Genomic DNA, 20,901 nt, shown 5'->3' on the forward strand with positions numbered 1-20,901 from the left:
CGGCACCTCCTGGCCGCCGGCCCGGGTCAGGCCGTTGCCTGCCGGCGAATGAAGCGCCCGGCGCGCGCGCCGGTAGCCCGGCCGGCAGCGGTATAGCTCAGCACGCCGTTCACCCATACCTGCTCGATGCCCTCGCTGAACTGCACGGGTTGCTCGTAGCTGGCGGTATCGCGCACACGCGCCGGGTCGAACACCACCACGTCGGCCATGAAGCCGGCCGCGAGCCGCCCGCGCTCGCCGATGCGAAAGCGCCGGGCCGACAGGCCGGTCATCTTGTGGATGGCCTCTTCCAGCCGCAGCAAGCCTTTTTCGCGCCAGTAGCAAGCCAGTACGCGTGGAAACGCGCCCCACAGCCGCGGGTGCGGGCGCTCGTCATGGGGCAGCCCATCCGAGCCGATCATGGCCAGCGGGTGCGCAATCACGCGCTCCACATCGTCCTCGCGCATCTGGAAGTAGCAGGCGCCGCCGGGCTGCAGCCGGTCGCACGCCGCCTGCTCGCTCACATCCCACTCGCGCGCGATGTCCTTGAGGTAGCGGCCCACCATCTCGGGGTGCGGCTGGCTGCCGGTGATCAGGATGTCGATCACGCCGTCGACCAGGTCAGTGCGCAGCACCGTCGAGCCGGCGGTGTAGGGGTACACGTCCAGGCTGATGGGCTGGCCCTGGGCCAGCGACTCGATCAGCGGCAGCGTCTCGCGCGTGCGGCCCCAGTTGGCGGCGCCGGCGCATTTGTGGTGCGACAGCACCAGCGGCAGGCCGGCCTGCCGAGCCGTGAGCGCGGCCTCCTGCAGCGCCGGCAGAATGCCGGCGAGCTCATCGCGGATATGGGTGGCGTAGACGCCGCCATTGCGCGCAGCCACGCTGGCCAGCTCGGTCAGCTCGGTGAGGTCGGCCGCATAGGCCTCCTTGTAGAACACGCCGGACGACAGGCCCAAGGCGCCCGCGTCCATGGCCTCCTGCATGTCGGCCGCCATGGCGGCGCGCTCGCTGACCGTGGCCGCGCGGCCCAGCTCGGGCAGGTGGCGCATGCGCAAGGCTGTGTGGCCCAGCAGGGCCGCCACGTTCACGCCGGGCTGCGCGGCATCCACGGCGCGCGCATAGGCGGCCATGGTGTCATGGCGGAACTGGTGTTTGCCCAGCAGTGACAGCGGCGCCGCCGGCGCATCGGTCACCATGGGCGCCAGCGAGATGCCGCAGTTGCCCACGATCACCGTGGTCACGCCCTGCGACAGCTTGGGCAGCATGTCGGGGGCGTCGATGGCGGCGGCATCGTCGTGCGTGTGCACGTCGATGAAACCGGGCGCGATCACGCGGTCCGTGCAGTCGATGGTCTCGACTGCCATGCCGGTGAACAAGGCGGGGTCGATGGCGCCGGGTGCGGCCAGCGCCACGATGCGCTCGCCCGCCAGCAGCAGGTCGCCCACCCATCCGGGGCGGTCGGTGCCGTCGATGATGGTTCCGTTCTTCAGCAGGGTCGCTTGCGTTGCTGCCATCAGTGGTCTTTCTGGCCCGGCTTGTGCAGGCCCGGGCCGGGGTCCATGGCGCCCGAATACTCGGCGCTGTCGAATCCGTGTTTGTGCAAAAGCTGCTTGAACTGCTGCAGGCCGCGGGTGGCTACCGGTCCCAGCTGCTGCGCCAGGCGCACCATCAGGATCTCGATCACCACCAGGTGCGCCAGGTAGGCCTCGGTGCCCACGCGCATCACTGCGTCCTGCGGCACCGACACGGCCAGCACCAGGTCGGCCGTCTCCGCCAGCGGCGTGCCTGGCTGCGTGAGGGCGATCACGGTGGCGCCCTGCGAGCGCGCAAAGCGGGCCGCCTCCACCGTGTAGGGCATGCGACCCACGTGCGAGACGACAAAGGCCACGCCCTCGGGGCCCAGCGTGCTGGCGGATACCAACTGCTGGTGTGCATCGAAGATCGCATTCGCCGTGAGGCCCAGGCGGAACAGCCGGCTTTGCAGCTCGCTGGCCGTGAAGGTCGACGCCGCACCCACCGAATAGCAATCGATGCGCCGCGCCTTGGCGAGCTTGGCGGCCACCTGGTCGATCACCTCCACGTCGATGCGCCGGCCCAGCTCGGTCAGCGAGGCGACGGCCGCGTGGATGATCTTGCTGGAGACGTCCTGCGCCGAGTCTTCGGCCAGCACGCTGCGGTGCAGGTACGAGCCCGAGACCGCCAGGTCCTGCGCCAGCGCCAGCATGAATTCGCGCACCGAGTCGTAGCCGAAGCTGCGGCAGGTGCGTACGATGGTCGGCATGGACACGCCTGCCTGCTGTGCCAGTTGCTCCACCGTGGCGGCCACGGCGGCACGCGGGTCTTCAAGCACGGCGCGCACCACGCTGCGCTGCGCTTCGGGCAGGCTGTCCTGCCGTTCGCGCAACTGCTGCAGCAGTCCGGGCGTGGGGCTGGGCGGCAGGGTGGACGATGGCGAAGGAGGCAGGCTGCTGTTCATGCGCTTCTCCGGCCTCAGAACCGGGTGCTGATGGCACCCGTGACGGCGCCATCGTCTTCCACCAGCGGCATCCAGCGCCATTTGTCGAAGGTGGTGCAGGGGTGCGAAATGCCCAGCGCCACGCGATCTCCCACGCGCGGGGCGCTGCCTTCACCGGCCGATGCGTCGAAGCGCAGGTAGGCATGCTGGTCGTTGAGTGCGCTCACGCTCCAGCCGGCGGGCACGGCAGCTGCCATGCGCGCACCGCGCCGCGCCAGTTGCACGGGGATGGGCATCTCAAGGTCGTAGGAAATGTCGCGCCGCCCGCAGGTCAGCAGGGCCAGGCCCGGTTCGGGCACGGACTGCACCATGGCCCAGACCGTGAGCGCCGGGCGCAGCGAGGCATCGAGCCCTTCGCGCTGCTCCACGTTCTTGAGAAAGCGCGCGTAGTTGCCGTGGTCGTGCGTCACGTAGCAGCCCGAGCGCAGCACGCCCTCCACCGGGCGCGACAGGCCCTGGGCCTGCAGCAGCGGCACCACCAGGTCGAACACGGCCGAGCCGCCGGCCGTGAGCAGGATGCGGTCCCGTGCGAACAGGTGCTCGGTGTCGCAGGCCCGTGCCACGTCCATCACGCGGCGCACCATGGCGGTCACTTCGCGGGCGTCGTGCTCGTTGTCGCAGCGCGCCACGCCGCCCTCATAGCATTCGATGCCATCGAACTGCACGGCCTTCGACGCCGCCAGCGCGCGCGCCAGCGCCAGTGCCTCGTCCAGCGTGCGGCAGCCCGTGCGCTGGCCGGGGATGCCCATCTCCAGCAGCACGTTGAACACGCGGGCACTGCCACGGCGCTGCTTCCAGGCCTCCACCAGCGTGAGCTGCGCCAGCGAATCCACGAGGAACCACACCGTGAGATCCGCATGGCGCGCCAGCAGCGCATCGAGCGCGTCCAGGTCGGCATCGCACACCACCTGGTTGGCGATGATGACGCTACGCGCACCGGCCTCCACCCCCACCGCGACCTGGAAGGCCGTGGCGAAGGTCAGGCCCCAGGCACCAGCCGCCAGCTGCTGTGCGAAGAGCTGGGGCGACATGGTGGTCTTGCCGTGCGGCGCCAGGGCGATGCCCTTGCGCTGCGCGAAATCCTGCATCCAGGCCAGGTTGTGCGCCAGTGCCGTGCGGCTGAGCACGGCGAGCGGAAACGCCAGGTCGTCCGCCAGTACGTTCCAGCCGCGCGCGCCGATCTCGCTGGCGCGGCAGGGCGCCGCAGCGATGGGATAGCTCTTGCAGGTGGCGTCCAGGGTGAAGTCAGTGGTGTTGTTGGTCATGTTGTCTCGTCATGTGGTTGGGGCGCAGCCAGGGGCTGCACCGGTCAGATGTCGTCGCGCCAGCAGGCCTTCCAATGGTCCGCGCCCACGGAGCGCAGGGCCATGTCGGCGCTGGCACATTCGGCTACCGCGTGCGGGCAGCGCGTGCGGAACACGCAGCCGGACGGCGGATTGGCGGGGCTGGGCAGGTCGCCCTGCAGCAGGGGGATGGTACGCCGCTGCGCGGGGTCGGGGATCGGGGCGGCCGCGAGCAGCGCGCGCGTGTAGGGATGCGCAGGGCTTGCATACAGCGCGGAAGTGGGCGCGATCTCCATCACGCGGCCCAGGTAGAGCACCACCACGCGGTCGCACAGGTACTCCACCACATCGAGGTCGTGCGAGATGAACAGCAAGGTCAGGCCCAACTGCTCCTTGAGGTCGCCCAGCAGGTTCACCACCTGGGCCTGGATCGACACGTCGAGTGCCGACAGCGGCTCGTCCGCCACGATGAAGTTCGGCTGCACGGCCAGCGCGCGCGCAATGCCGATGCGCTGGCGCTGCCCGCCCGAGAACTCGTGCGGAAAGCGGTCCGCATGCTCGGGCCTGAGGCCCACCTGCGTGAGCAGCTCGTGAATGCGCGGCAGGCGGGCCGCACCGCGCGCCTGTTTGTGCGTATCCAGCGCCTCGCCCAGCACCTCGCGGATGCGCATGCGCGGGTTCAGGCTGGCGTACGGGTCCTGGAAGATGATCTGGATCTTCGAGCGCAGCGGGCGGAACTGGCCCTGGCTCATTGCGGCCAGGTCCTGGCCACTCGCGCCCTCGCCGTTGTACAGCATCTGGCCCGCCGTGGGGTCCACCAGGCGGGTGAGCAGGCGGCCGATGGTGCTCTTGCCCGAGCCTGATTCGCCCACCAGGCCCAGCGTCTCGCCGCGGCGGATGGCAAAGCTCACATCGTCCACCGCGCGCACCGGGTGCGGGCCGCTGCCGAAATACTTGCGCAGGCCGCGCACTTCGATGAGGTTGTCGCCCGGGGTCGGGGCCATGGACGCGGCGTTCATGCGGCCACCTCTTCAGTGGTCTGCTCATTCACGCGGACGCAGCGCACCCGGCGGCTGGCGCCTGCGCTGCCCTCGTCGGACAGGGCCGGCATGCGCGCATCGCAGGCCGCGATGCGGCGCTCGCAGCGCGGCGCGAAGGCACAGCCCGGCGACGGCGCGAGTGGGCTCGACACCTGGCCCGGTATGGCCACCAGGCGTGGGCGCTGCCCGGCCACCGCCACGGCATGGCGCCGGGCCACGCCGGGCAGGCAGGCCAGCAGGCCGCGCGTGTAGGGGTGCTCGGGCTGTGCGAACAGGTCGTGCACGGGGGCCGACTCGACGATGCGCCCCGCATACATCACCGCCACCGCATCGGCGTACTGCGCCACCACGCCCAGGTTGTGGGTCACGAACAGCATGCTCATGCCCGTCTCCTTCTGCAGCCGGCCCATGAGCGCCAGGATCTGCGCCTGGATGGTCACGTCCAGGGCGGTGGTCGGCTCGTCGGCGATCAGCAGCGTCGGGCTGCATGCCATGGCCAGCGCAATCATCACGCGCTGGCGCATGCCGCCCGACAGCTGGTGCGGGTATTCGTGCACGCGCTGCTTCGCGGCCGGTATCTCCACCAGCTCCAGCATGCGCTGGGCGTGGGCCATGGCGGCGCGCCGGTCGAGCTTGAGGTGCAGGCGCACCGATTCGGCGATCTGCTCGCCCACGGTGAGCACCGGGTTCAGGCTGGTCATGGGCTCCTGGAAGACCATGGCCATCTCGTTGCCGCGCAGCGCGCGGCGCTCGGCCTCGGGCAGGGCCAGCAGGTCCACGCGCCGGCCATCTCGCCGGGTGAACCAGGCCTGGCCGTCCACCTGCGCCTGCGAGGTCTTGGCGTGCAGGCCCATCAGCGTGAGGCTGGTGACCGACTTGCCCGAGCCCGATTCACCGACCAGCGCCAGTGTCTGGCCCGGGTGGATGGCAAAGGACACATCGGCCACGCTCTGGATACGGCCGGCGTCGGTAGCGAACGAGGTGGACAGGCCCTGCACTTCGAGCCGCGGGGCGGCCATGGCAGCCGTGTGGGTGGTCATGGAGATACCTTCGTAGCGCGCCCTCGGGCGGGCGCTTGCGTGGGTGGGGCGAAAGCGGGGCTCACGAGGCTTTCTTGAGCTTGGGGTCGAGCAGGTCGCGCACGCCGTCGCCCAGCATCTGCAGCGACAGGGCGGTGAGCACGATGGCCAGGCCCGGGTAGAGAATCGTCCAGAACGCACGGTCGGCCGATTCCAGGCTGCCCGCGATCATGGTTCCCCAGGTGGGGATGTCCGGCGGCACGCCCACACCCAGGAAGGACAGGCCCGCCTCGGCCAGGATGGCGTAGGCGAAGATGAAGGTCACCTGCACCAGGATGGGTGAGACCAGATTGGGCAGGATGTGCCGCAGCAAGATGAGCGGCGTGCGCACGCCCAGGGCGCGTGCTGCGTCCACGAACAGCAGCTCGCGCAGCACCAGCGTGCTGGCGCGCACCACCCGCGCCACGCGCGGCGTGTAGACGATCACCAGCGCCAGCATCACGTTCCACAGCGAGGCGCCCAGGATGGACACCAGGGCGATGCCCAGCAGGATGTCGGGGAAGGACATCATTGCGTCCACCACGCGCATCAGCGGCGCGTCCAGCCGCCGAAAGAAGCCCGCGAACATGCCCAGCAGCGTGCCGAACAGCACGGCACCCGCTGCGGTGAGCCCGCCGATCAGCAGCGAATAGCGCGCGCCATGCACGATGCGCAGCATCACGTCGCGCCCCAGTTCGTCGGTGCCGGCCCAGTGTGCGGCCGAGGGCGCGTTCAGGCGCTCGCTGATCGAGATGGCATTGGGATCGGCGTCCGACACCCAGGGGAACACGGTGGCCACGGCCACCACCAGCGCCAGCAGGATGGCCGAGGCCAGCACCACCTTGCGCGAGAACAGCCGGCGCGCCAGCGGCAGCCAGTAGTCCGTGAGATTGCGGATCAGGCGTTGCACCATGTCATTGGCCCTCCAGCCGGATGCGCGGATCGACCAGCGTGTACAGGAAGTCGATGGCCAGGTTGATGAACACGTAGATCGCCGCGATGACCAGCAACGTGCCCTGGATCACCGGGTAGTCGCGGCGCAGCACGGCGCGCACCACCAGGTTGCCCACGCCGGGCAGGTTGAACACGGTCTCGGTCACCACGGTGCCGCCGATCATCAGCGCCAGCGTGAGGCCCAGCACCGTGACGATGGGCACCAGTGCATTGCGCAGCACGTGCTTGACCATCACCGTGCCCTCGGCCAGGCCCTTGGCGCGCGCGGTGCGCACATAGTCCTCGCCCAGGATGTCGAGCATCGAAGCGCGCGTGAAGCGGATGATCAGTGCCGAGTTCAGCAGGCCCAGCACCAGCGCCGGCAACAGCAGGTGGGTCAATCTTTCCGCAAGCGGCGACTCCGGATTTCCATAGCCCGAGGCCGGGAACCAGCCGAGCTTGACCGCGAACAGCTGGATCAGGATCAGCCCGAGCCAGAAGCTGGGCACACTGGCCCCGAGCATGGCCACGCCGCTCAGCGCCTGGTCACCGGGGCTGCCGCGCCAGATGGCCGCGGCCATGCCGCAGGGGATGCCGATGAGTGCGGCGATGCCCACGGCGAACAGCGCCAGGAACAGCGTAGGCTCGGCCCGTTCGAGCAGTGCCTGCGCCACCGGGCGCTGCAGGAAGATCGACTGCCCCAGGTTGCCCTGCAGCAGCTCACCGATCCACAGCACGAACTGCGTGGGCAGGGGCTTGTCGAGCCCGTACTGCACGCGCGCTGCGGCGATGTCCTCGGCCGTGGCCTGGTCGCCCAGCAGCAGCGCCACCGGGTCGCCCGAGGCCAGGCGCGTGAGCGCGAACACCAGCACCGCGACGAGGGCCAGCACCACCAGGGCACCGCCTAGGCGGGTCATCAGAAAACGCATGGCAACGAACCTTGTGCGGTGGGCTTACTTGGCCAGGCCCGTGTTCCAGAAGAACGGCCAGATCGCCGGCGTGTAGCCCTCGAGCTTGGCCGAGCGCGCCGAGAGGCCGTTGAACTTGCCCACCTCGATGAAGGGCACTTCGTCGTACACCACCTGCTGCACGGCGCCCCACAGCGGGCCGCGTTTGGCGATGTTGGTCTCCTGGTTGAAGGCCGTGAGCGTGGCCTTCTTGGCCGGCGAGTCCCACCAGCCCGGTGCGCCTTCACCGAGCTGCGGCGGCGAGAGCATGGGCTCGGGGAACAGGCCCGAGTGCGTGAAGTACACGTCCCACAGCTTGGCGTCGTTGCGCCGCTGCACCAGGGTGGCCCAGTCCACCACCTGCAGCTCGGTCTTGAAGCCTGCCTTCTTGAGCTGCTCGGCCATCACCAGCGCCATGTTGTAGTGGAACTCGTACTGGCGGCTGGCCATGATGCGCACCGGCTGGCCGTTGTAGCCGGCCTTGGCCGCCTGGTCCTTGGCGGCCTGCGGGTTGCGCTCGTTGTACAGCTTGCCACCCGCGTCCGAGTAGTAGGGCGTGCCCTTGGGGAAGAAGTTGGGCTCCACCACGAAGAAGCGGTTGTCGCCAAAGCCTGCGGCCAGCAGCTCGCCCGAACCCACGGCGGTCTGCACCGCGCGGCGCAGCGGTTGCGCGGCGAGCACGCCTTCCTTGGTGTTGAAGACGATGTAGGGGAAGCCGAAGTTCTTGGTCACGATGGGCACCACGGCCGGCGCGCCCTTGTCGATGCGGCCGGCCGCTTCCACGGGCAGCAGGTCGGCGTACTGGAACTGGCCCGACAGGGCGCCTTCCACGCGGGTGTTGGCATTGGGCACGGGCACGAAGCGCAGCTCGTCGAGCAGGGCCTCGCGGCGGCCGGCATAGCCGCTCGGCGCCTCCTTGCGGGCGCTGTAGCTGTCGTGGCGCACCAGCACCGTGAACTGGTCGGGACGGCGCTCCTTGAACTTGTAGGGGCCGGTGCCGATGAAGTCCTTGAGTTGCGGCGCAATGCTTTCCTTGGCCATGATGGCGGCCATGCCGCTGGGCAACGCCAGCTGGGCCAGCAGCGGTGCATAGGGCGCCTTGAGCGTGAGCTCCACCGACAGCGGGCCCTTGGCGGTGAGCGAGGCCACCTCCTTGGCCACTGCCTTGCCGCGCGGCGACAGCTCCATCCAGCGCTGCAGCGAGGCCACCACGTCGTCGGCGTTCAGGTCGCGCCCGTTGTGCAGCTTGACTTCCTTGCGCAGGGCGATGGTGTAGGTCAGCCCGTCCTTGGACACGGCAGGCAGGCCTTCGGCCAGCATGGGCGCCACGGCCCAGTTCGCGTCGAAGGTGTACAGCGGCTCGTAGACGTGCTGCATGATGGTGCCGACCAGGTCGGCCGTGCTGACCATGGGGTCCAGCCCTTGGGGCTCGCCGACCATCGCCAGGTTGGCGGCGCCCCCCTTGGCAGGGGCGGCCCGGGCCGGCAGGCCCGAGCCGAGGGCCACGACCATGGCGGCAGTGGCTGCCGCCAGGCCAAGAACACGGCGCCGTGCGGTTTGCACAGGTACTGCGAGCGTCAACCGATCACGGATGGATGAGGATTGCATCGTGGCTCCATAAGTAATAAAATTACATTTTTAATCGTAGATGACTCGTTTGTGAAAGTCAAACGGGTTTTTTTCGATGATTTATGTAAATTCATTACACAAGGAGCTTGCATGAGCCATGTAGAACTGCTGGGCCAGTCCCCCATCGCCTCCGACCGCCAGGCGCGGCCCCTGTCGCCCGCCACGCGCGCCGGCGACTTCGTCTTCGTCTCGGGCCAGGTGCCCACGGACGACCAGGGCCAGGTCATCGTCGGCGGCATCGAGGCGCAGACGCGTCAGGTGTTCCAGCGCGTCAAGGATGCCCTGGCGCTGGCCGACTGCACCTTGGCCGACGTGGCCAAGGTCAGCGTCTGGCTGGCCGATGCGCGCGATTTCGGCAGCTTCAACCGCGTCTACATGGAGTGCTTCGGCGAGCACCGGCCCGCACGCTCCACCGTCGAGTCGCGCCTCATGATCGACGCCAAGGTCGAGATCGACGTCACCGCCTACAAGCCCCGTGTCTGAGCGCGCCAACACCTCCAAGGGCAGGAGCTTCGACGTGGCCGCGCTGGGTGAGGCCATGGTCGAGTTCAACCAGATCCACCGCGGCCAGCCGCAGTACCTGCGCGGCTTTGGCGGCGATACCAGCAATGCCGCCATCGCGGCGGCGCGGGCCGGCGCGCGCGTGGCCTACCTCACGCGCATCGGGCAGGACAGCTTTGGCCAGGCGCTCACCGCGCTGTGGCGTACCGAGGGGGTGGACACCCGTGCGGTGCAGGGCGATGGCGAACACCCCACGGGCATCTACTTCGTCTCGCACGGGGATGCCGGGCACGAGTTCAGCTACCTGCGAGCGGGCTCGGCCGCGAGCCGCATGTCGCCGCAATGGCTGGCCGGCGAGCCCACCGCCGTGCTGCAGGCCGCGCGCATCCTGCACCTGTCGGGCATTTCGCTGGCCATCTCGCCCCAGGCCTGCGACACCGCCTTCGAGGCCATGCGCCTGGCGCGCGAGGCCGGCACGCTGGTGGCCTTCGACTCCAACCTGCGCCTCAAGCTCTGGCCGCTGGCGCGGGCCCAGGCCTGCATCGCGCAGGCCGTGGCGCTGTGCGACATCTTCCTGCCCAGCCTGGAGGACATGCAGGCCCTGACGGGCCTGTCCGACCCGGACGCCATCGTCGACTGGGGCCATGCCCGGGGCGCGGCCACCGTGGTGCTCAAGCTCGGGGCCGAGGGGGCACTGGCCAGCAACGGCCAGCGCAGTGAGCGGATCGCAGGCCTGCGCGTTAATCCCGTGGATGCCACGGGCGCGGGCGATTGCTTCTGCGGCAACCTGCTGGCCCGCCTGGCCCAGGGCGACAACGTGTTCGCGGCGGCGCGCTATGCCAACGCGGCGGCCGCACTGGCCGTGCAGGGCTATGGCGCCGTCGCGCCGCTGCCGTACGCGCACCAGGTGCAGGCAGCGATGGCGTGAACCGGCGGGGCAGGGCCATCGGCACCTGCCCCGGTCATGCCGCAAAAAGGTCCGACCGCGCCGCCCTGGTGATGGCGGCCACGCAGGGGTGGCTGATGCGCCGCTCCACCGAGATCGCGAAGAATTCCTCTACCAGTTCGGTGGAACGGCCGATCACCTCCACCCCGAACTGGGCCTGGGTCTCCTCCTCCAGCACGGTGGGCGAGGTGAACACCCCGCGGCCCTCGCGCCCGAAGGCGTTCATCAGCGCGCTGTCGTCGAACTCCCCCACCAGGCGTGGCTGCAGCTGGTGCTTGTTGAACCAGTGGTCGAGCTGCTGGCGCACCGAGGACATGGGCCCCTGGATCAGCATCGGCGCGCCATGCAGGCATTTGGGGAACGGGCCTTGCAACTGGCTGCGCAGGGCCGGCGCGCAAAAGAAGCTCATCGAGCTGGTGCCCAGGCCGTGGTTGAAGGCCTTGACGCCGATCTTCTTGGAGACCGGCTCGTCCGCCAGCACCAGGTCCAGCCGGTTCAGGCTCAGCTGCGCCACCAGCTCGGGGAACTTGCCTTCGTGGCAGGTCATGTGCACCTGCTCGGCAAGGCCCATCGCCGGCTCCAGCAGGTGGTAAGCCACCGACTTGGCCACCGAATCCGCCACGCCCACCCGGAAGGTGATCGGGCGCGACTGCCCGCGTGCCAGGCGGATGGATTTTTCGAGCTCGTCGCCGAGGGTAAAGATCTGTTCCGCATAGCCCAGAGCCACCCGGCCCTCGGCGGTCAGCTCCAGCCCCCGGCCGCGCTTCCTGAACAGGTCGTGGCCCAGCCACTCCTCCAGCTGTTTGATCTGGCCCGACAGTGTCTGCGGCGAGGTGTTGAGCTGCTCGCCAGCGCGCATGATGCCGCCCGCCTTGGCCGTGGTCCAGAAGTAGCGCAGGTGTTTGAAGTTCATGCCGTCTCCTTGATACTTCGCAAAAATCGAAGTAAAAAACTCAATAAATCGAATATACGCGAAGTGTCAAGATCCCTACAGTACGTACATGGACAGATCGCGGAACGCCCCTTCGGGCACCGAACCCTGGCCATACAACGTTCACAAGGAGTCAAAGATGCGTATCACTACCCGAGGGCAACTTGCCGTGTCGGCCATGACCGATCTCGCGCTGCGCCAGCAGATGCGTCCTGTGGCACTGTCGACCATCAGTGCACGCCAGGGCACCTCGCTGTCCTACCTGGAGCAGCTGTTCAGCGCGTTGCGGCGCGCCGGGCTGGTGGACAGCACGCGCGGCCCAGGCGGCGGCTACACCCTGGCGCGCCGCGCGGAGCAGGTGTCCGTGGCCGAGATCATCCTGGCGGTGGAGAACCTCAAGGGTGATGACACCCAGGGGCTGGGCCAGGGCCAGGCCGCGCAGATGACGGCCATGACGGGCGAGCTGTGGATCACCTTCAACAGCCGGGTGATGGACTACCTGCAGTCCGTGAGCCTGGCGGAACTGGTGGCCCAGGAGATCGAGCGCGGCGTGGTGGTGGATGCGGCCGAGCCGCAGCAGCGTGCCCGTGCCGTACCAACGAGCAAGCCCAAGCCGCGCATGGCGGGGGTGGGGGTGCCCAACTCGGTGTTCGCGCTGGGCACCATGCCGCTGATGCAGCGGCGCTGAAGAGGCGTGCCAGGGGGAGGGTGGCCACCCCCTGCGCCCGATTTTTCAGGGCAGGGGTCGGCTAAGCCTCTCAGGCCGCGTACACCTGCTCCATGGATTTGAAACCCTTCATCTCGATCGGGTTGCCGCTCGGGTCGCGGAAGAACATCGTCCACTGCTCGCCGGGCTCCCCCTCGAAGCGCACCTGGGGCGCGAGCACGAAGGGCGTGCCGGCCGCGCGCAGCCGCTCGGCCACGGCCTTCCATGCGGGCAATTCGAGGATGGCGCCGAAATGCGGCATGGGCACCAGATGCTCGCCCACATGCCCGGTGGCGGCGCTGGCAAACGGCGTGCCCAGGTGCAATGAGATCTGGTGGCCAAAGAAGTCGAAATCGACCCAGGTGTCGGTGCTGCGGCCTTCGCGGCAGCCCAGCACGCCGCCGTAGAAGCGGCGGGCTGCGTCGAGGTCGGTGACGTTGAAGGCAAGGTGGAAAAGGCTGTGCATCGGCGCAGGATAGCAGCCGCCATGCGCCCCCTGGAAGCGTCAGCCTTTCGGGCGTGCGAGCATTTCGGCGGTGTTGGTCTTGCGGTCGGCATTCACGCGCGCCACATGGGGGCGCTCGTTCATGCGGGCCAGGTATTCACGCACCGGCAGCTCGGCCAGGAAGTCGCGGCCGTAGATGATCTTGGTGGCCGAGGACACCAGGGGCAGGTGCACGATGGCCGCGCAGTCTGCCGCCGTGAACGTGTCGCCGCCGATGAAGGGGCTGAACTTCGTGAGCTGGGCGAATGCCGCGACATTCTTGGCCAGTTGGGCGCCGACTTTTTCGCGCGCGGCCTCGCTCACCGTTCCGCCGAAGAAGGCCTGCGGGTAGAGGTTGCGCGCCACCAGCTCCAGGTGCAGTTCCATGAAAGTGACCAGCTCGCGCACCTTGCCGGCGGCCAATGGATCAGCCGGGATCAGCGGATGCGCGGGGTAGGCCGCCTCGATGTAGTCGGCGATCACGGCCGACTCGCACAGCGTGCCGCCCGGGGTGCGCAGGTAGGGCACCTTGCCCAGCGGGCTGGCGCTGCGGTCGGTCTCGCCGACCCAGGCCAGTTCCTCCTCGAAGGGCACGCCCTTTTCCAGCAGCGCGAGCTTGACCTTGTTGTAGTAGTTGCTGGCCGAAAAGCCGCAGAGTGTGAGCATGGGGTGTCTCCTGTATTGCCTTGGGGGCCATTGGTGTGCGCCAGCCGCCATGCTAGGGGCTGGCCGGGGCCGGGCGCGTCGCGCAGATGACGCGCGGCGGCGTGCCAGGGGGCCCTCCCTACAATGAGGGAGCACGCGCTTGCTGCGCAATCCCTTCCATTCTCAGGAGCGGCCGCCCTGGCCCCGCCATCCGCGCCGCCACCGTTCTCCAGGAGCCTTTTGCATGATTTTCTCCCGCACCCTCGCCGGCCTCACCCTGTGCACCCTGCTGGCCGCCCCCGCGCTGGCCCAGGTTTCCGACGTGAAGGTCGAGGGCGCCTGGGCCCGCGCCAGCGTGCCAGGCCAGAAGGGCACCGGTGCCTTCATGAAGCTCACGGCACCGCAGGGCGCGCGCCTGGTCAGCGCTTCATCCCCCGCCGCTGGCGTGACCGAGGTGCATGAGATGAAGCTCGATGGCGACGTGATGCGCATGCGTGCCGTACCGGTGCTCGATCTGCCCGCAGGCAAGGCCGTGGAGCTCAAGCCCGGTGGCTTTCACGTCATGCTGCTGGACCTCAAGGCCCCCCTGGCCAAGGACAGCACCGTGCCCCTCACGCTGACGTTCAAGGACGCCAAGGGCGTGGAAAGCAAACTCGAGCTGACCGTGCCCGTGGCGGCCAGCGCGCCGGGTGCGCAGCCTGGGGCGGCAGCCCCGGCGCATGGGCACAAACACTGAGCCAGGGGCCTGTGCAGGCCATCGCCAGCCGCCACTCATTGGGGTAAGCTGTCAAGACAGGTTCCAACCCCCTTCTTGCGGAGCAGCCATGAGCGACACATCCAACTTTGGTTTCGGCAAATTCGTCCCCGGTTTCGATTTTCTGCAGAGCCTGGCCAAGGGTGCGTCGACCAGCATTCCGCAACTGCCCAACCTCTCGAACTGGGTGGCACCGACCATCAGCGTCGAAGAACTGGACAAGCGAATCGACGAACTCAAGGCCGTGCAATTCTGGCTGGAGCAGAACTCCCGCGCGCTGGCCGCCACCATCCAGGCGCTGGAGGTGCAGAAGATGACCCTGGCCACCCTGAAAGGCATGAACTTCAGCATGGGGGACGTGGCCAATGCCTTCAAACTGAAGACCGCCGACACGGTGATGAGCGGCGTGCAAAAGGCTGCTGACACGGTGAGTGGTGCGGCCGGGGCCGTCGCCGGTGCGGCTGCCCGCGTCACCGGCCGCGCGAAGGAAGAAGAGCCTGAGGTGCAGGCCGAGCCCGAGGTGCAGGCGCCCGGCAAGGCCAGCAAGGGCAAGCCCGCGGCCTCGGCACCGGACGCCTCCGTGGTGGACCCGCTGCAGTGGTGGGGCGCGCTCACCGGCCAGTTCCAGCAGATCGCCGCCAATGCCATGAAGGATGCGGCCAAGCAGACCGCCCTCGACACCACCAAGAACATGGCTACCGGCCTGGCCAAGGAGGCCATCAAGACGGCCACCGGCATGGCCAGCCAGTTTGCCGCCAAGGGCATGAAGAGCATGTCGGGCGAGCGCAAGCCCGCCGCCAAAAAGGCAGCGGCCAAGCCCGCAGCCAAGGCCCGGCCGGCCGCGAAGAAGGCAACGGCTGCGGCCGCCAAGCGCGCGCCGCGCAAGAGCGCTGGCTGACCCTGGCCTGTGCGTCCCGCGCAACCGCCTGCGAGAAGACACACACCATGACACTCTTTCCCTCCGGCCATGCGACCCACCCCCAGTGGCGCATGGCTGCGGCCCTGGCGCTGGCGCAACTGCGCGCGCAGATGGCGCTGCCCCAGTACGCGAGTGCCCCCACGCTGGGCCTGCTCTACATCACCGACCACTATGCGGGCGATGCCCAGGCCCTGCTTGACCACCTGGCCAGCGAATTGCCCGGCGTGACCGACTGGAGTGGCACCGTGGGCGTGGGCGTGGCCGCCAACAATGCCGAGTATTTCGACGAGCCTGCACTGTCCGTGATGCTGCTGGACGTATCGCCCGACCAGTACCGCGTGTTCTCGGGCGTGGCCCCGCTGCCGCGCCAACCGGCCAGCGGCTTCGTGGCCCACACGGCGCTGGTGCATGCCGATGGTCACACGCCCGAGCTGGCCGAGCTGCTGGCCGAAATGGCTGCGCGCACCGAGACCGGCTACCTGTTTGGCGGCCTGAGCGCCAGCCGGGGCGCGGGCGTGCAGTTCGCGGTTGCCGGTGACGGCAATATCGCCGGGCAGGGCGGTGCCAGCGGTGTCTTCGATGGCGGCCTGTCGGGCGTGGCCTTTGGCGCCGAGGTGGTCCTGGTCTCGCGCGTCACCCAGGGCTGCCAGCCCGTGGGGCCGCTGCGCAGCGTGACCGCTGCGCATGAGAACGTGGTGCTGCAGCTCGATGGCGAGCCAGCGCTCGACGTGCTGCTCGACACGCTGGAGGTCTCGCTCGACGGTGATCCGCAGCCAGCGTTGCGCAAGGTGCGCGCCACGCTGGCCGGGCTGGTGGATGCCGGAGAGCAGCCCCGGGGCCAGCAGCGCACGGGCCACTTCGGCACCGATACGCGCGTGCGCCACATCGTGGGCCTGGACGGTGCGCGCCGGGGCGTGGCCCTGGGCGACCGGGTGGAGCCCGGCATGCACCTGGCCTTCTGCCAGCGCAACGTGGCGGCGGCGCGCGCCGACCTGATGCGCATCTGCGCCGAGATCCGCGAAGAGCTGGAACCCGAGGAACTGGAGCCTGCGCCACTGGAGTCGCAGGACCACACGGGCCGCGCCATGGCCCCGGCGCCCGGAACGGCGGCGCAGGGCCCTGCCGCCGGGCACCACGGCCGGCGCATTCGCGGCGCCATCTACGTGAGCTGCTCAGGCCGTGGGGGTCCGCATTTCGGCGGGCCCAGCGCAGAGCTGCAGATCGTGCGCCATGCGCTGGGCGACGTGCCGCTGACCGGCTTCTTCGCGGGCGGAGAGATCGCGCACCACCATCTGTACGGCTACACGGGCGTGCTCACGGTCTTCACCTGAAGGCAGGTCGCCTGGGCGCCCAGGTCAGCTGCTTTCGGTCGGAAGCCCGTCGGCATCCCACTCGGGCAGGCCGCCGCGCAACCAGTACACCGTCTTGTAGCCCTTGCTGGCCGCCACCTTGGCCGCCTTGTAGGACTTCCAGCATTCGGCCCCGTTGCAGGCAAAGATCACGGGCTTGCTGCGGTCCACCTTCTCCAGTGCCTGGAAGTCATCCTGCGTGGCGTTGAAGGCCACGTCCTTGAGGCTTTTTTCCACGTAGGCCGCGAAGACGGCGCCGCGGATACGCTTGGCCTTGAACTCCTTCTCGGTGCGTGTATCGACCACCACCGCCCCCTGCGCCTGCAGCTTTTGCGCCTCGCGTGCGGTGATGCGGTTCACGCCGGGCAGGCTGTTGGGGGTGAAGAGTCCAAGCTCTGCCACGCGGCGGTACTCCTGCGCTTCAGGGCGCAAGGCCACCGGGCTCAGCCCTGTGGTCCCGGAGCCCGAGGCGAACCACTGGGCCAGGCGTGCCTTGACGTCGGCAGGCAGGTCCTTCTTCACGGCGATCGAGAAGCCGCCCGGTACCGGCTGCGAGGTCGCCAGCACCCGTGCGTCGCCCTTGTGGGTGGCCGACCATTCGGCCCAGTCGTCCGCCCGCACCACGGTGGCATCCGTGCTGCCGAGCACCAACGCGCTCAAGCCCGCCTGCGGGTGCTTTTCGTGCAGTACCGACTTGAGGTCCTGGAACGACAGGCCTGCTTCGTTGAGCATGCCGCGTGCCATGTAGGTGTAGATCGAATCCTGCTGGGGCAGGTACAGGCGCTGGCCTTTCATCGCCGCCACGTTCGCCACCTGGGCAGAGCCCACGAGCAGGTACAGGTCCGATTTCTGCGTGGCGCCCACCAGCTCGTACCCGCGCTGCAGCGCCGAGGCCGCCACCTGGGCCGGGCCGATGAACACATCGTAGCCCGCGCTGCGCGTGGCGCGCATGACATCGGCCAGGTCTTCGCTGGTGACCACGGTGGCAGCTTGACCAGCGGCCTTGGACAGGCCTGACTCGAACGCGCTGCGCAGGATGCTGTGCGCGGCCTTCTTGGCCGTGGGCTCCACGGCCACGATGGCCGTGAGCTGGGCCTGGGCGAAGGGGCTGAGCACTAGCAGCAACAGGGACAACAAGGCAGGGCGTGTTTTGCGGTACATGGTGTCTCCTTTGGAGTCTGTCAGCCGATGTCAAATATGCACCAGGGCGCTACCTAGCACACGTCCTTGAGGGTGTTGTTGCCATTTCTTACACCTGCTCTCACAAACCCCCAGGGCAAATCGGGGCGGCCATACCAGAATGGGATATGCAGCCGCATGCTGGCGGCCGTCTGCGGCCGGTGCCGATTGCGGAAACACCTGCCTTACCCACCTCTGGAGGAACGTTTCATGAAGAATCCCGTGACCCTGCCGCGCCGGCACCTGCTCACTGGCAGCGCTGCCGCACTCAGCGCCCTGGGGCTGGCTGCATGGACCCGCGGCGCGCATGCCCAGGCTGCGCCAGCGGCGGCTAAGCCGCTGCCCCCCTACGTGGGGTGGAAGAACCCTGGCAGCCTGATCGTGCACAGCAGCAGCACCCTGGAAACGCGCCGGGGCGCTTTCGGCACGGGGGTGGTCACGCCGTCGAGCCAGCTGTACATCCGCAACAACCTGCCCGCGCCCGATGCCGCCATCGTGGCCGAGCGCGATGCATGGACAGTGTCCATCGAGGGGGTGAAGGCACCACGCGCACTGACCGTGGCTGAGCTCAGAACCCTGGGCATCGAGACCGTGACCACGGTGCTGCAATGCTCGGGCAACGGGCGCGGCTTCTTCCCCAGCAAGCCCAGCGGCACGCCGTGGACGGTGGGCGCGGCAGGCTGCGTGGTCTGGAGCGGGGTGCCGCTGCGCAACGTGGTGGCCGCCCTGGGTGGGCTGGCGGGCGGTGCTGCCTACCTCACGGGCACGGGCGGCGAGAAATTGCCCGAGGGCGTGGACCCGCTCTCGGTGATCGTCGAGCGCTCGGTGCCCATCCAGGCGCTGGAGAATGCCATCCTGGCCTGGGAGATGAACGGCGAGCCCATGCCGCTGGCCCATGGGGGGCCGCTGCGCCTGATCGTGCCGGGCTACCAGGGGGTGAACAACATCAAGTACGTCAAGCGCGTGGCCTTCGGTGCCGAGCAGTCGCAGGCACGCATCATGTCGCACGGCTACCGCATGTCGCCACCCGGCACCAAGGCGGGCCCCGAGCAGCCCTCGGTGTGGGAGATGACGACCAAGTCCTGGATCAACGGCCCCCTGCCCGAACAGGGCACGCTCAAGGCCGGCATGGTGCAGGTGCATGGCGTGGCGTTTGGCGGCACGCGCGGCGTGAAGGGCGTGGAGGTCTCGGTGGACGGCGGCAAGACCTGGCAGGCGGCCCAACTCATCGGGCCTGACCTGGGCCGCTTTGCGTGGCGCCAGTTCGTGCTGCCCGCACGCCTGGCCGCAGGTTCGCATGAACTGCTCAGCCGCGCCACCGACACGGCAGGCAACGTGCAGCCAGAGCAGCGCGAGGAAAACCTGGGTGGCTACAACAACACGAGCTGGCGCGACCACGGTGTGACCGTGGTGGTCGCCTGAAGCGGTGCGCATCTTGCGTACCGCAGCCGCGGCCTGGCTGCTGGCGCTGATCAGCAGCGGCGCCTGGGCCGCAGATGCCGGCGAGCTGGCGCGGGGCAAGGAGCTGTTCGGCAAGATCCAGCCGGCCTGCGCGGTGTGCCATACGCTGCAGGCAGCGGGCGCCGAGGGCCAGGTCGGCCCCGTGCTCGATGAGCTCAAGCCCAACGCTGAGCGCGTGCTGCGCGCACTGCGTGCGGGCATTGGCGTCATGCCCTCCTATGCCGACAAGCTCAGCGACAAGGACATGCGGGCCTTGGCGCACTTCGTGGCGCAGGCCAGCGGCGCTGCTCCCTGAGCGTCAGGCCTTGTGGGCCGCTGCTGTGGGCAGCCGGCTGGGTGCTGCGCTGTGGGGCATGCCCGTGAAGGCAAAGTCCAGCTCGGGCGCCAGGCCGCTCACGATGCGCGCCAGCGACTTGCCCGAGCCGCAGGCATGCGTCCAGCCCAGCGTGCCGTGGCCGGTGTTGAGGAACAGGTTGGCGAGCTTCGTCTTGCCGATCAGCGGCACGTTGCTCGGCGTGGCGGGGCGCAGGCCGGTCCAGAACTGGGCCCGGCTGGCATCGCCCGCGCCGGGAAACAACTGCTCCACTCGGCGCACGATGGCGTCGCAGCGCACCTGGTTGAGGTCGCGGTTGTAGCCGTTGAGTTCGGCCGTGCCGGCAATGCGCAGGCGGTCACCGCCGCGCTCGCTGGTGTAGCGCGAGAACACGAGCTTGTACTCATCGTCGGTGAGACTCACCTGGTGCGCCATCGATGCATCCTTGACCGGCATGGTCACCGAGTAGCCCTTGGCCGGGTAGATCGGCAGGCGGATGCCCAGGGGCTGTGCCAGCAGCGGGCTGAACGAGCCCATGGCCAGCACGAAGGCATCGCCGTGCACGCGCTCGAAGCGCCCTTCGGCGGTGGTCACCTCCACATGGTCGATGCGCCCGCCCGCCTCGCGCAGTGCCGTGATGTGGTGGCCCAGGCGGAACTGCACGCCCGCAGCCTCGCACAGGCGCGCCAGCTCGCGGGTGAAGGTGTTGGCGTCACCGGATTCGTCCTCGGCGGTGTAGGTGGCACCGGCCAGTTGCGGGCGGATGTGCGCCAGGGCCGGTTCGATGCGCACGGCCTCGTCGGCGCTGATGACCTGGCGCTCGCAGCCGAGCTGGCGCATCTGCTCGGCCGGGGCCAGGGCGCCATCGAACTCCTTCTGGTCGGTATAGAAGTGCAGGATGCCCTGCGTGCGCTGGTCGTAGGCGATGCCGGTGGCTGCGCGCAGCTGCTGCAAGGTGTCGCGGCTGTAGGTGCCGAGGCGCACGATCTGCTCGATGTTGTGCCGCGTGCGCGCCGGCGTGCAGTTGCGCAGGAACGACAGGCCCCAGAGCCACTGGCGCATGTCGGCGCGGATGCGGAACAGCAGGGGCGCATCTTCCTTGCCCAGCCATTGCAGCACCTTGAGCGGCGCGCTGGGGTTGGCCCAGGGTTCGGCATGGCTCACCGAGATCTGGCCGCCGTTGGCAAAGCTGGTTTCCGCGCCGGGCGCACTCTGGCGGTCGATGACGGTCACCTCGTGGCCAAGTTGCTGCAGGAAATAGGCCGAAGTCACGCCGAGCAGGCCGGCGCCAAGAACGATCACACGCATTTTGAAAGCCTTTTGGAAGGG

21 protein-coding genes are annotated in these 20,901 nt (G+C 68.8%); 8 read left to right on the plus strand and 13 right to left on the minus strand.

Annotated elements, in window-relative coordinates; genetic code table 11:
• Positions 1-26: 26 nt before the first annotated feature.
• The 8 genes from ASE28_RS22670 to ASE28_RS22705 form a co-directional block, all read right to left on the minus strand.
• Entirely contained in the window at positions 27-1,493 is a 1,467-nt protein-coding gene (locus ASE28_RS22670) for an amidohydrolase family protein (protein WP_057268563.1), read from the minus strand.
• Positions 1,493-2,455: a MurR/RpiR family transcriptional regulator gene (locus ASE28_RS22675; RefSeq protein ID WP_057268564.1), complete on the minus strand. Its 963-nt coding sequence runs from the start codon at positions 2,453-2,455 to the stop codon at positions 1,493-1,495. Before ASE28_RS22675 ends, ASE28_RS22670 begins: the two co-directional genes overlap by 1 nt.
• 14 nt (positions 2,456-2,469) lie before the next feature.
• The gene (locus tag ASE28_RS22680; RefSeq protein ID WP_057268565.1) at positions 2,470-3,759 is read right to left on the minus strand and encodes an amino acid deaminase; all 1,290 of its coding nucleotides are present in this window, start codon (positions 3,757-3,759) and stop codon (positions 2,470-2,472) included.
• A gap of 44 nt (positions 3,760-3,803) precedes the next feature.
• The gene (locus ASE28_RS22685) at positions 3,804-4,796 is read right to left on the minus strand and encodes an ABC transporter ATP-binding protein (protein ID WP_057268566.1); all 993 of its coding nucleotides are present in this window, start codon (positions 4,794-4,796) and stop codon (positions 3,804-3,806) included.
• The gene (locus ASE28_RS22690) at positions 4,793-5,857 is read right to left on the minus strand and encodes an ABC transporter ATP-binding protein (RefSeq protein WP_057268567.1); all 1,065 of its coding nucleotides are present in this window, start codon (positions 5,855-5,857) and stop codon (positions 4,793-4,795) included. The genes ASE28_RS22685 and ASE28_RS22690 overlap by 4 nt, the downstream gene beginning before the upstream one ends.
• A 61-nt stretch (positions 5,858-5,918) precedes the next feature.
• Positions 5,919-6,788 carry an ABC transporter permease gene (locus ASE28_RS22695; RefSeq protein WP_057203979.1) on the minus strand — a complete coding sequence of 290 codons (870 nt, stop codon included), beginning with the start codon at positions 6,786-6,788 and terminating at the stop codon, positions 5,919-5,921.
• A gap of 1 nt (position 6,789) precedes the next feature.
• The gene (locus tag ASE28_RS22700; protein ID WP_057268568.1) at positions 6,790-7,737 is read right to left on the minus strand and encodes an ABC transporter permease; all 948 of its coding nucleotides are present in this window, start codon (positions 7,735-7,737) and stop codon (positions 6,790-6,792) included.
• 24 nt (positions 7,738-7,761) lie between these two features.
• Positions 7,762-9,363 carry an ABC transporter substrate-binding protein gene (locus ASE28_RS22705; protein WP_057268569.1) on the minus strand — a complete coding sequence of 534 codons (1,602 nt, stop codon included), beginning with the start codon at positions 9,361-9,363 and terminating at the stop codon, positions 7,762-7,764.
• A gap of 111 nt (positions 9,364-9,474) precedes the next feature.
• On the opposite strand from ASE28_RS22705, the gene ASE28_RS22710 reads away from it, so the two are divergent.
• Both ASE28_RS22710 and ASE28_RS22715 read left to right on the plus strand, forming a co-directional pair.
• Positions 9,475-9,867 carry a RidA family protein gene (locus ASE28_RS22710; RefSeq protein ID WP_057268570.1) on the plus strand — a complete coding sequence of 131 codons (393 nt, stop codon included), beginning with the start codon at positions 9,475-9,477 and terminating at the stop codon, positions 9,865-9,867.
• The gene (locus ASE28_RS22715) at positions 9,860-10,813 is read left to right on the plus strand and encodes a sugar kinase (protein WP_082608203.1); all 954 of its coding nucleotides are present in this window, start codon (positions 9,860-9,862) and stop codon (positions 10,811-10,813) included. Before ASE28_RS22710 ends, ASE28_RS22715 begins: the two co-directional genes overlap by 8 nt.
• Positions 10,814-10,847: 34 nt before the next feature.
• Here the strand turns inward: ASE28_RS22715 and nhaR are convergent, their stop codons facing one another.
• Positions 10,848-11,744 carry a transcriptional activator NhaR gene (gene nhaR, locus ASE28_RS22720; protein WP_057268571.1) on the minus strand — a complete coding sequence of 299 codons (897 nt, stop codon included), beginning with the start codon at positions 11,742-11,744 and terminating at the stop codon, positions 10,848-10,850.
• Positions 11,745-11,901: 157 nt separating this feature from the next.
• Between nhaR and ASE28_RS22725 the strand changes: the two genes are divergently transcribed.
• On the plus strand, positions 11,902-12,450 hold the full coding sequence (locus ASE28_RS22725) for an Rrf2 family transcriptional regulator (protein ID WP_057268572.1): 549 nt from the start codon (positions 11,902-11,904) through the stop codon (positions 12,448-12,450).
• A 70-nt stretch (positions 12,451-12,520) separates the two neighbouring features.
• Here the strand turns inward: ASE28_RS22725 and ASE28_RS22730 are convergent, their stop codons facing one another.
• Entirely contained in the window at positions 12,521-12,934 is a 414-nt protein-coding gene (locus tag ASE28_RS22730) for a VOC family protein (protein ID WP_057204134.1), read from the minus strand.
• 39 nt (positions 12,935-12,973) lie between these two features.
• Positions 12,974-13,618 carry a glutathione S-transferase gene (locus ASE28_RS22735; protein WP_057268573.1) on the minus strand — a complete coding sequence of 215 codons (645 nt, stop codon included), beginning with the start codon at positions 13,616-13,618 and terminating at the stop codon, positions 12,974-12,976.
• Between the two features lie 223 nt (positions 13,619-13,841).
• Between ASE28_RS22735 and ASE28_RS22740 the strand changes: the two genes are divergently transcribed.
• From ASE28_RS22740 to ASE28_RS22750, 3 genes are all read left to right on the plus strand, one after another.
• The gene (locus ASE28_RS22740) at positions 13,842-14,333 is read left to right on the plus strand and encodes a copper chaperone PCu(A)C (RefSeq protein ID WP_057268574.1); all 492 of its coding nucleotides are present in this window, start codon (positions 13,842-13,844) and stop codon (positions 14,331-14,333) included.
• 88 nt (positions 14,334-14,421) lie between these two features.
• Positions 14,422-15,249 (plus strand): PhaM family polyhydroxyalkanoate granule multifunctional regulatory protein, encoded by an 828-nt coding sequence (locus tag ASE28_RS22745; RefSeq protein ID WP_057268575.1) that lies wholly within the window; start codon positions 14,422-14,424, stop codon positions 15,247-15,249.
• 47 nt (positions 15,250-15,296) lie between these two features.
• On the plus strand, positions 15,297-16,601 hold the full coding sequence (locus tag ASE28_RS22750; protein ID WP_057268576.1) for an FIST N-terminal domain-containing protein: 1,305 nt from the start codon (positions 15,297-15,299) through the stop codon (positions 16,599-16,601).
• Between the two features lie 24 nt (positions 16,602-16,625).
• Here the strand turns inward: ASE28_RS22750 and ASE28_RS22755 are convergent, their stop codons facing one another.
• Positions 16,626-17,780, minus strand: coding sequence for a rhodanese-like domain-containing protein (locus tag ASE28_RS22755; RefSeq protein ID WP_057268577.1), 1,155 nt, complete (start codon positions 17,778-17,780; stop codon positions 16,626-16,628).
• A gap of 228 nt (positions 17,781-18,008) precedes the next feature.
• Between ASE28_RS22755 and ASE28_RS22760 the strand changes: the two genes are divergently transcribed.
• The gene (locus ASE28_RS22760; RefSeq protein WP_057268578.1) at positions 18,009-19,220 is read left to right on the plus strand and encodes a sulfite oxidase; all 1,212 of its coding nucleotides are present in this window, start codon (positions 18,009-18,011) and stop codon (positions 19,218-19,220) included.
• A gap of 13 nt (positions 19,221-19,233) precedes the next feature.
• Positions 19,234-19,554, plus strand: coding sequence for a cytochrome c (locus ASE28_RS22765; protein ID WP_082608214.1), 321 nt, complete (start codon positions 19,234-19,236; stop codon positions 19,552-19,554).
• 3 nt (positions 19,555-19,557) lie between these two features.
• On the opposite strand, the gene ASE28_RS22770 is transcribed toward ASE28_RS22765, so the two are convergent.
• Positions 19,558-20,880, minus strand: a complete 1,323-nt coding sequence (locus tag ASE28_RS22770; protein WP_057268580.1) for a D-amino acid dehydrogenase — start codon at positions 20,878-20,880, stop codon at positions 19,558-19,560.
• Between the last annotated feature and the right edge of the window lie 21 nt (positions 20,881-20,901).

The sequence above is a fragment of the Acidovorax sp. Root219 genome (genome assembly GCF_001428665.1).
In the GTDB taxonomy this organism is placed as follows: domain Bacteria; phylum Pseudomonadota; class Gammaproteobacteria; order Burkholderiales; family Burkholderiaceae_C; genus Acidovorax.

Excerpts from the sequence above, each read along its gene's own strand:
- ASE28_RS22760 (WP_057268578.1), top strand. The coding sequence starts at position 18,009 with ATGAAGAATCCCGTGACCCTGCCGCGCCGGCACCTGCTCACTGGCAGC.
- ASE28_RS22675 (WP_057268564.1), bottom strand. The coding sequence starts at position 2,455 with ATGAACAGCAGCCTGCCTCCTTCGCCATCGTCCACCCTGCCGCCCAGC.
- ASE28_RS22680 (WP_057268565.1), bottom strand. The coding sequence starts at position 3,759 with ATGACCAACAACACCACTGACTTCACCCTGGACGCCACCTGCAAGAGC.
- nhaR (WP_057268571.1), bottom strand. The coding sequence starts at position 11,744 with ATGAACTTCAAACACCTGCGCTACTTCTGGACCACGGCCAAGGCGGGC.
- ASE28_RS22710 (WP_057268570.1), top strand. The coding sequence starts at position 9,475 with ATGAGCCATGTAGAACTGCTGGGCCAGTCCCCCATCGCCTCCGACCGC.
- ASE28_RS22705 (WP_057268569.1), bottom strand. The coding sequence starts at position 9,363 with ATGCAATCCTCATCCATCCGTGATCGGTTGACGCTCGCAGTACCTGTG.
- ASE28_RS22745 (WP_057268575.1), top strand. The coding sequence starts at position 14,422 with ATGAGCGACACATCCAACTTTGGTTTCGGCAAATTCGTCCCCGGTTTC.
- ASE28_RS22770 (WP_057268580.1), bottom strand. The coding sequence starts at position 20,880 with ATGCGTGTGATCGTTCTTGGCGCCGGCCTGCTCGGCGTGACTTCGGCC.
- ASE28_RS22690 (WP_057268567.1), bottom strand. The coding sequence starts at position 5,857 with ATGACCACCCACACGGCTGCCATGGCCGCCCCGCGGCTCGAAGTGCAG.
- ASE28_RS22730 (WP_057204134.1), bottom strand. The coding sequence starts at position 12,934 with ATGCACAGCCTTTTCCACCTTGCCTTCAACGTCACCGACCTCGACGCA.
- ASE28_RS22725 (WP_057268572.1), top strand. The coding sequence starts at position 11,902 with ATGCGTATCACTACCCGAGGGCAACTTGCCGTGTCGGCCATGACCGAT.
- ASE28_RS22750 (WP_057268576.1), top strand. The coding sequence starts at position 15,297 with ATGACACTCTTTCCCTCCGGCCATGCGACCCACCCCCAGTGGCGCATG.
- ASE28_RS22700 (WP_057268568.1), bottom strand. The coding sequence starts at position 7,737 with ATGCGTTTTCTGATGACCCGCCTAGGCGGTGCCCTGGTGGTGCTGGCC.
- ASE28_RS22670 (WP_057268563.1), bottom strand. The coding sequence starts at position 1,493 with ATGGCAGCAACGCAAGCGACCCTGCTGAAGAACGGAACCATCATCGAC.
- ASE28_RS22685 (WP_057268566.1), bottom strand. The coding sequence starts at position 4,796 with ATGAACGCCGCGTCCATGGCCCCGACCCCGGGCGACAACCTCATCGAA.
- ASE28_RS22695 (WP_057203979.1), bottom strand. The coding sequence starts at position 6,788 with ATGGTGCAACGCCTGATCCGCAATCTCACGGACTACTGGCTGCCGCTG.
- ASE28_RS22755 (WP_057268577.1), bottom strand. The coding sequence starts at position 17,780 with ATGTACCGCAAAACACGCCCTGCCTTGTTGTCCCTGTTGCTGCTAGTG.
- ASE28_RS22735 (WP_057268573.1), bottom strand. The coding sequence starts at position 13,618 with ATGCTCACACTCTGCGGCTTTTCGGCCAGCAACTACTACAACAAGGTC.
- ASE28_RS22740 (WP_057268574.1), top strand. The coding sequence starts at position 13,842 with ATGATTTTCTCCCGCACCCTCGCCGGCCTCACCCTGTGCACCCTGCTG.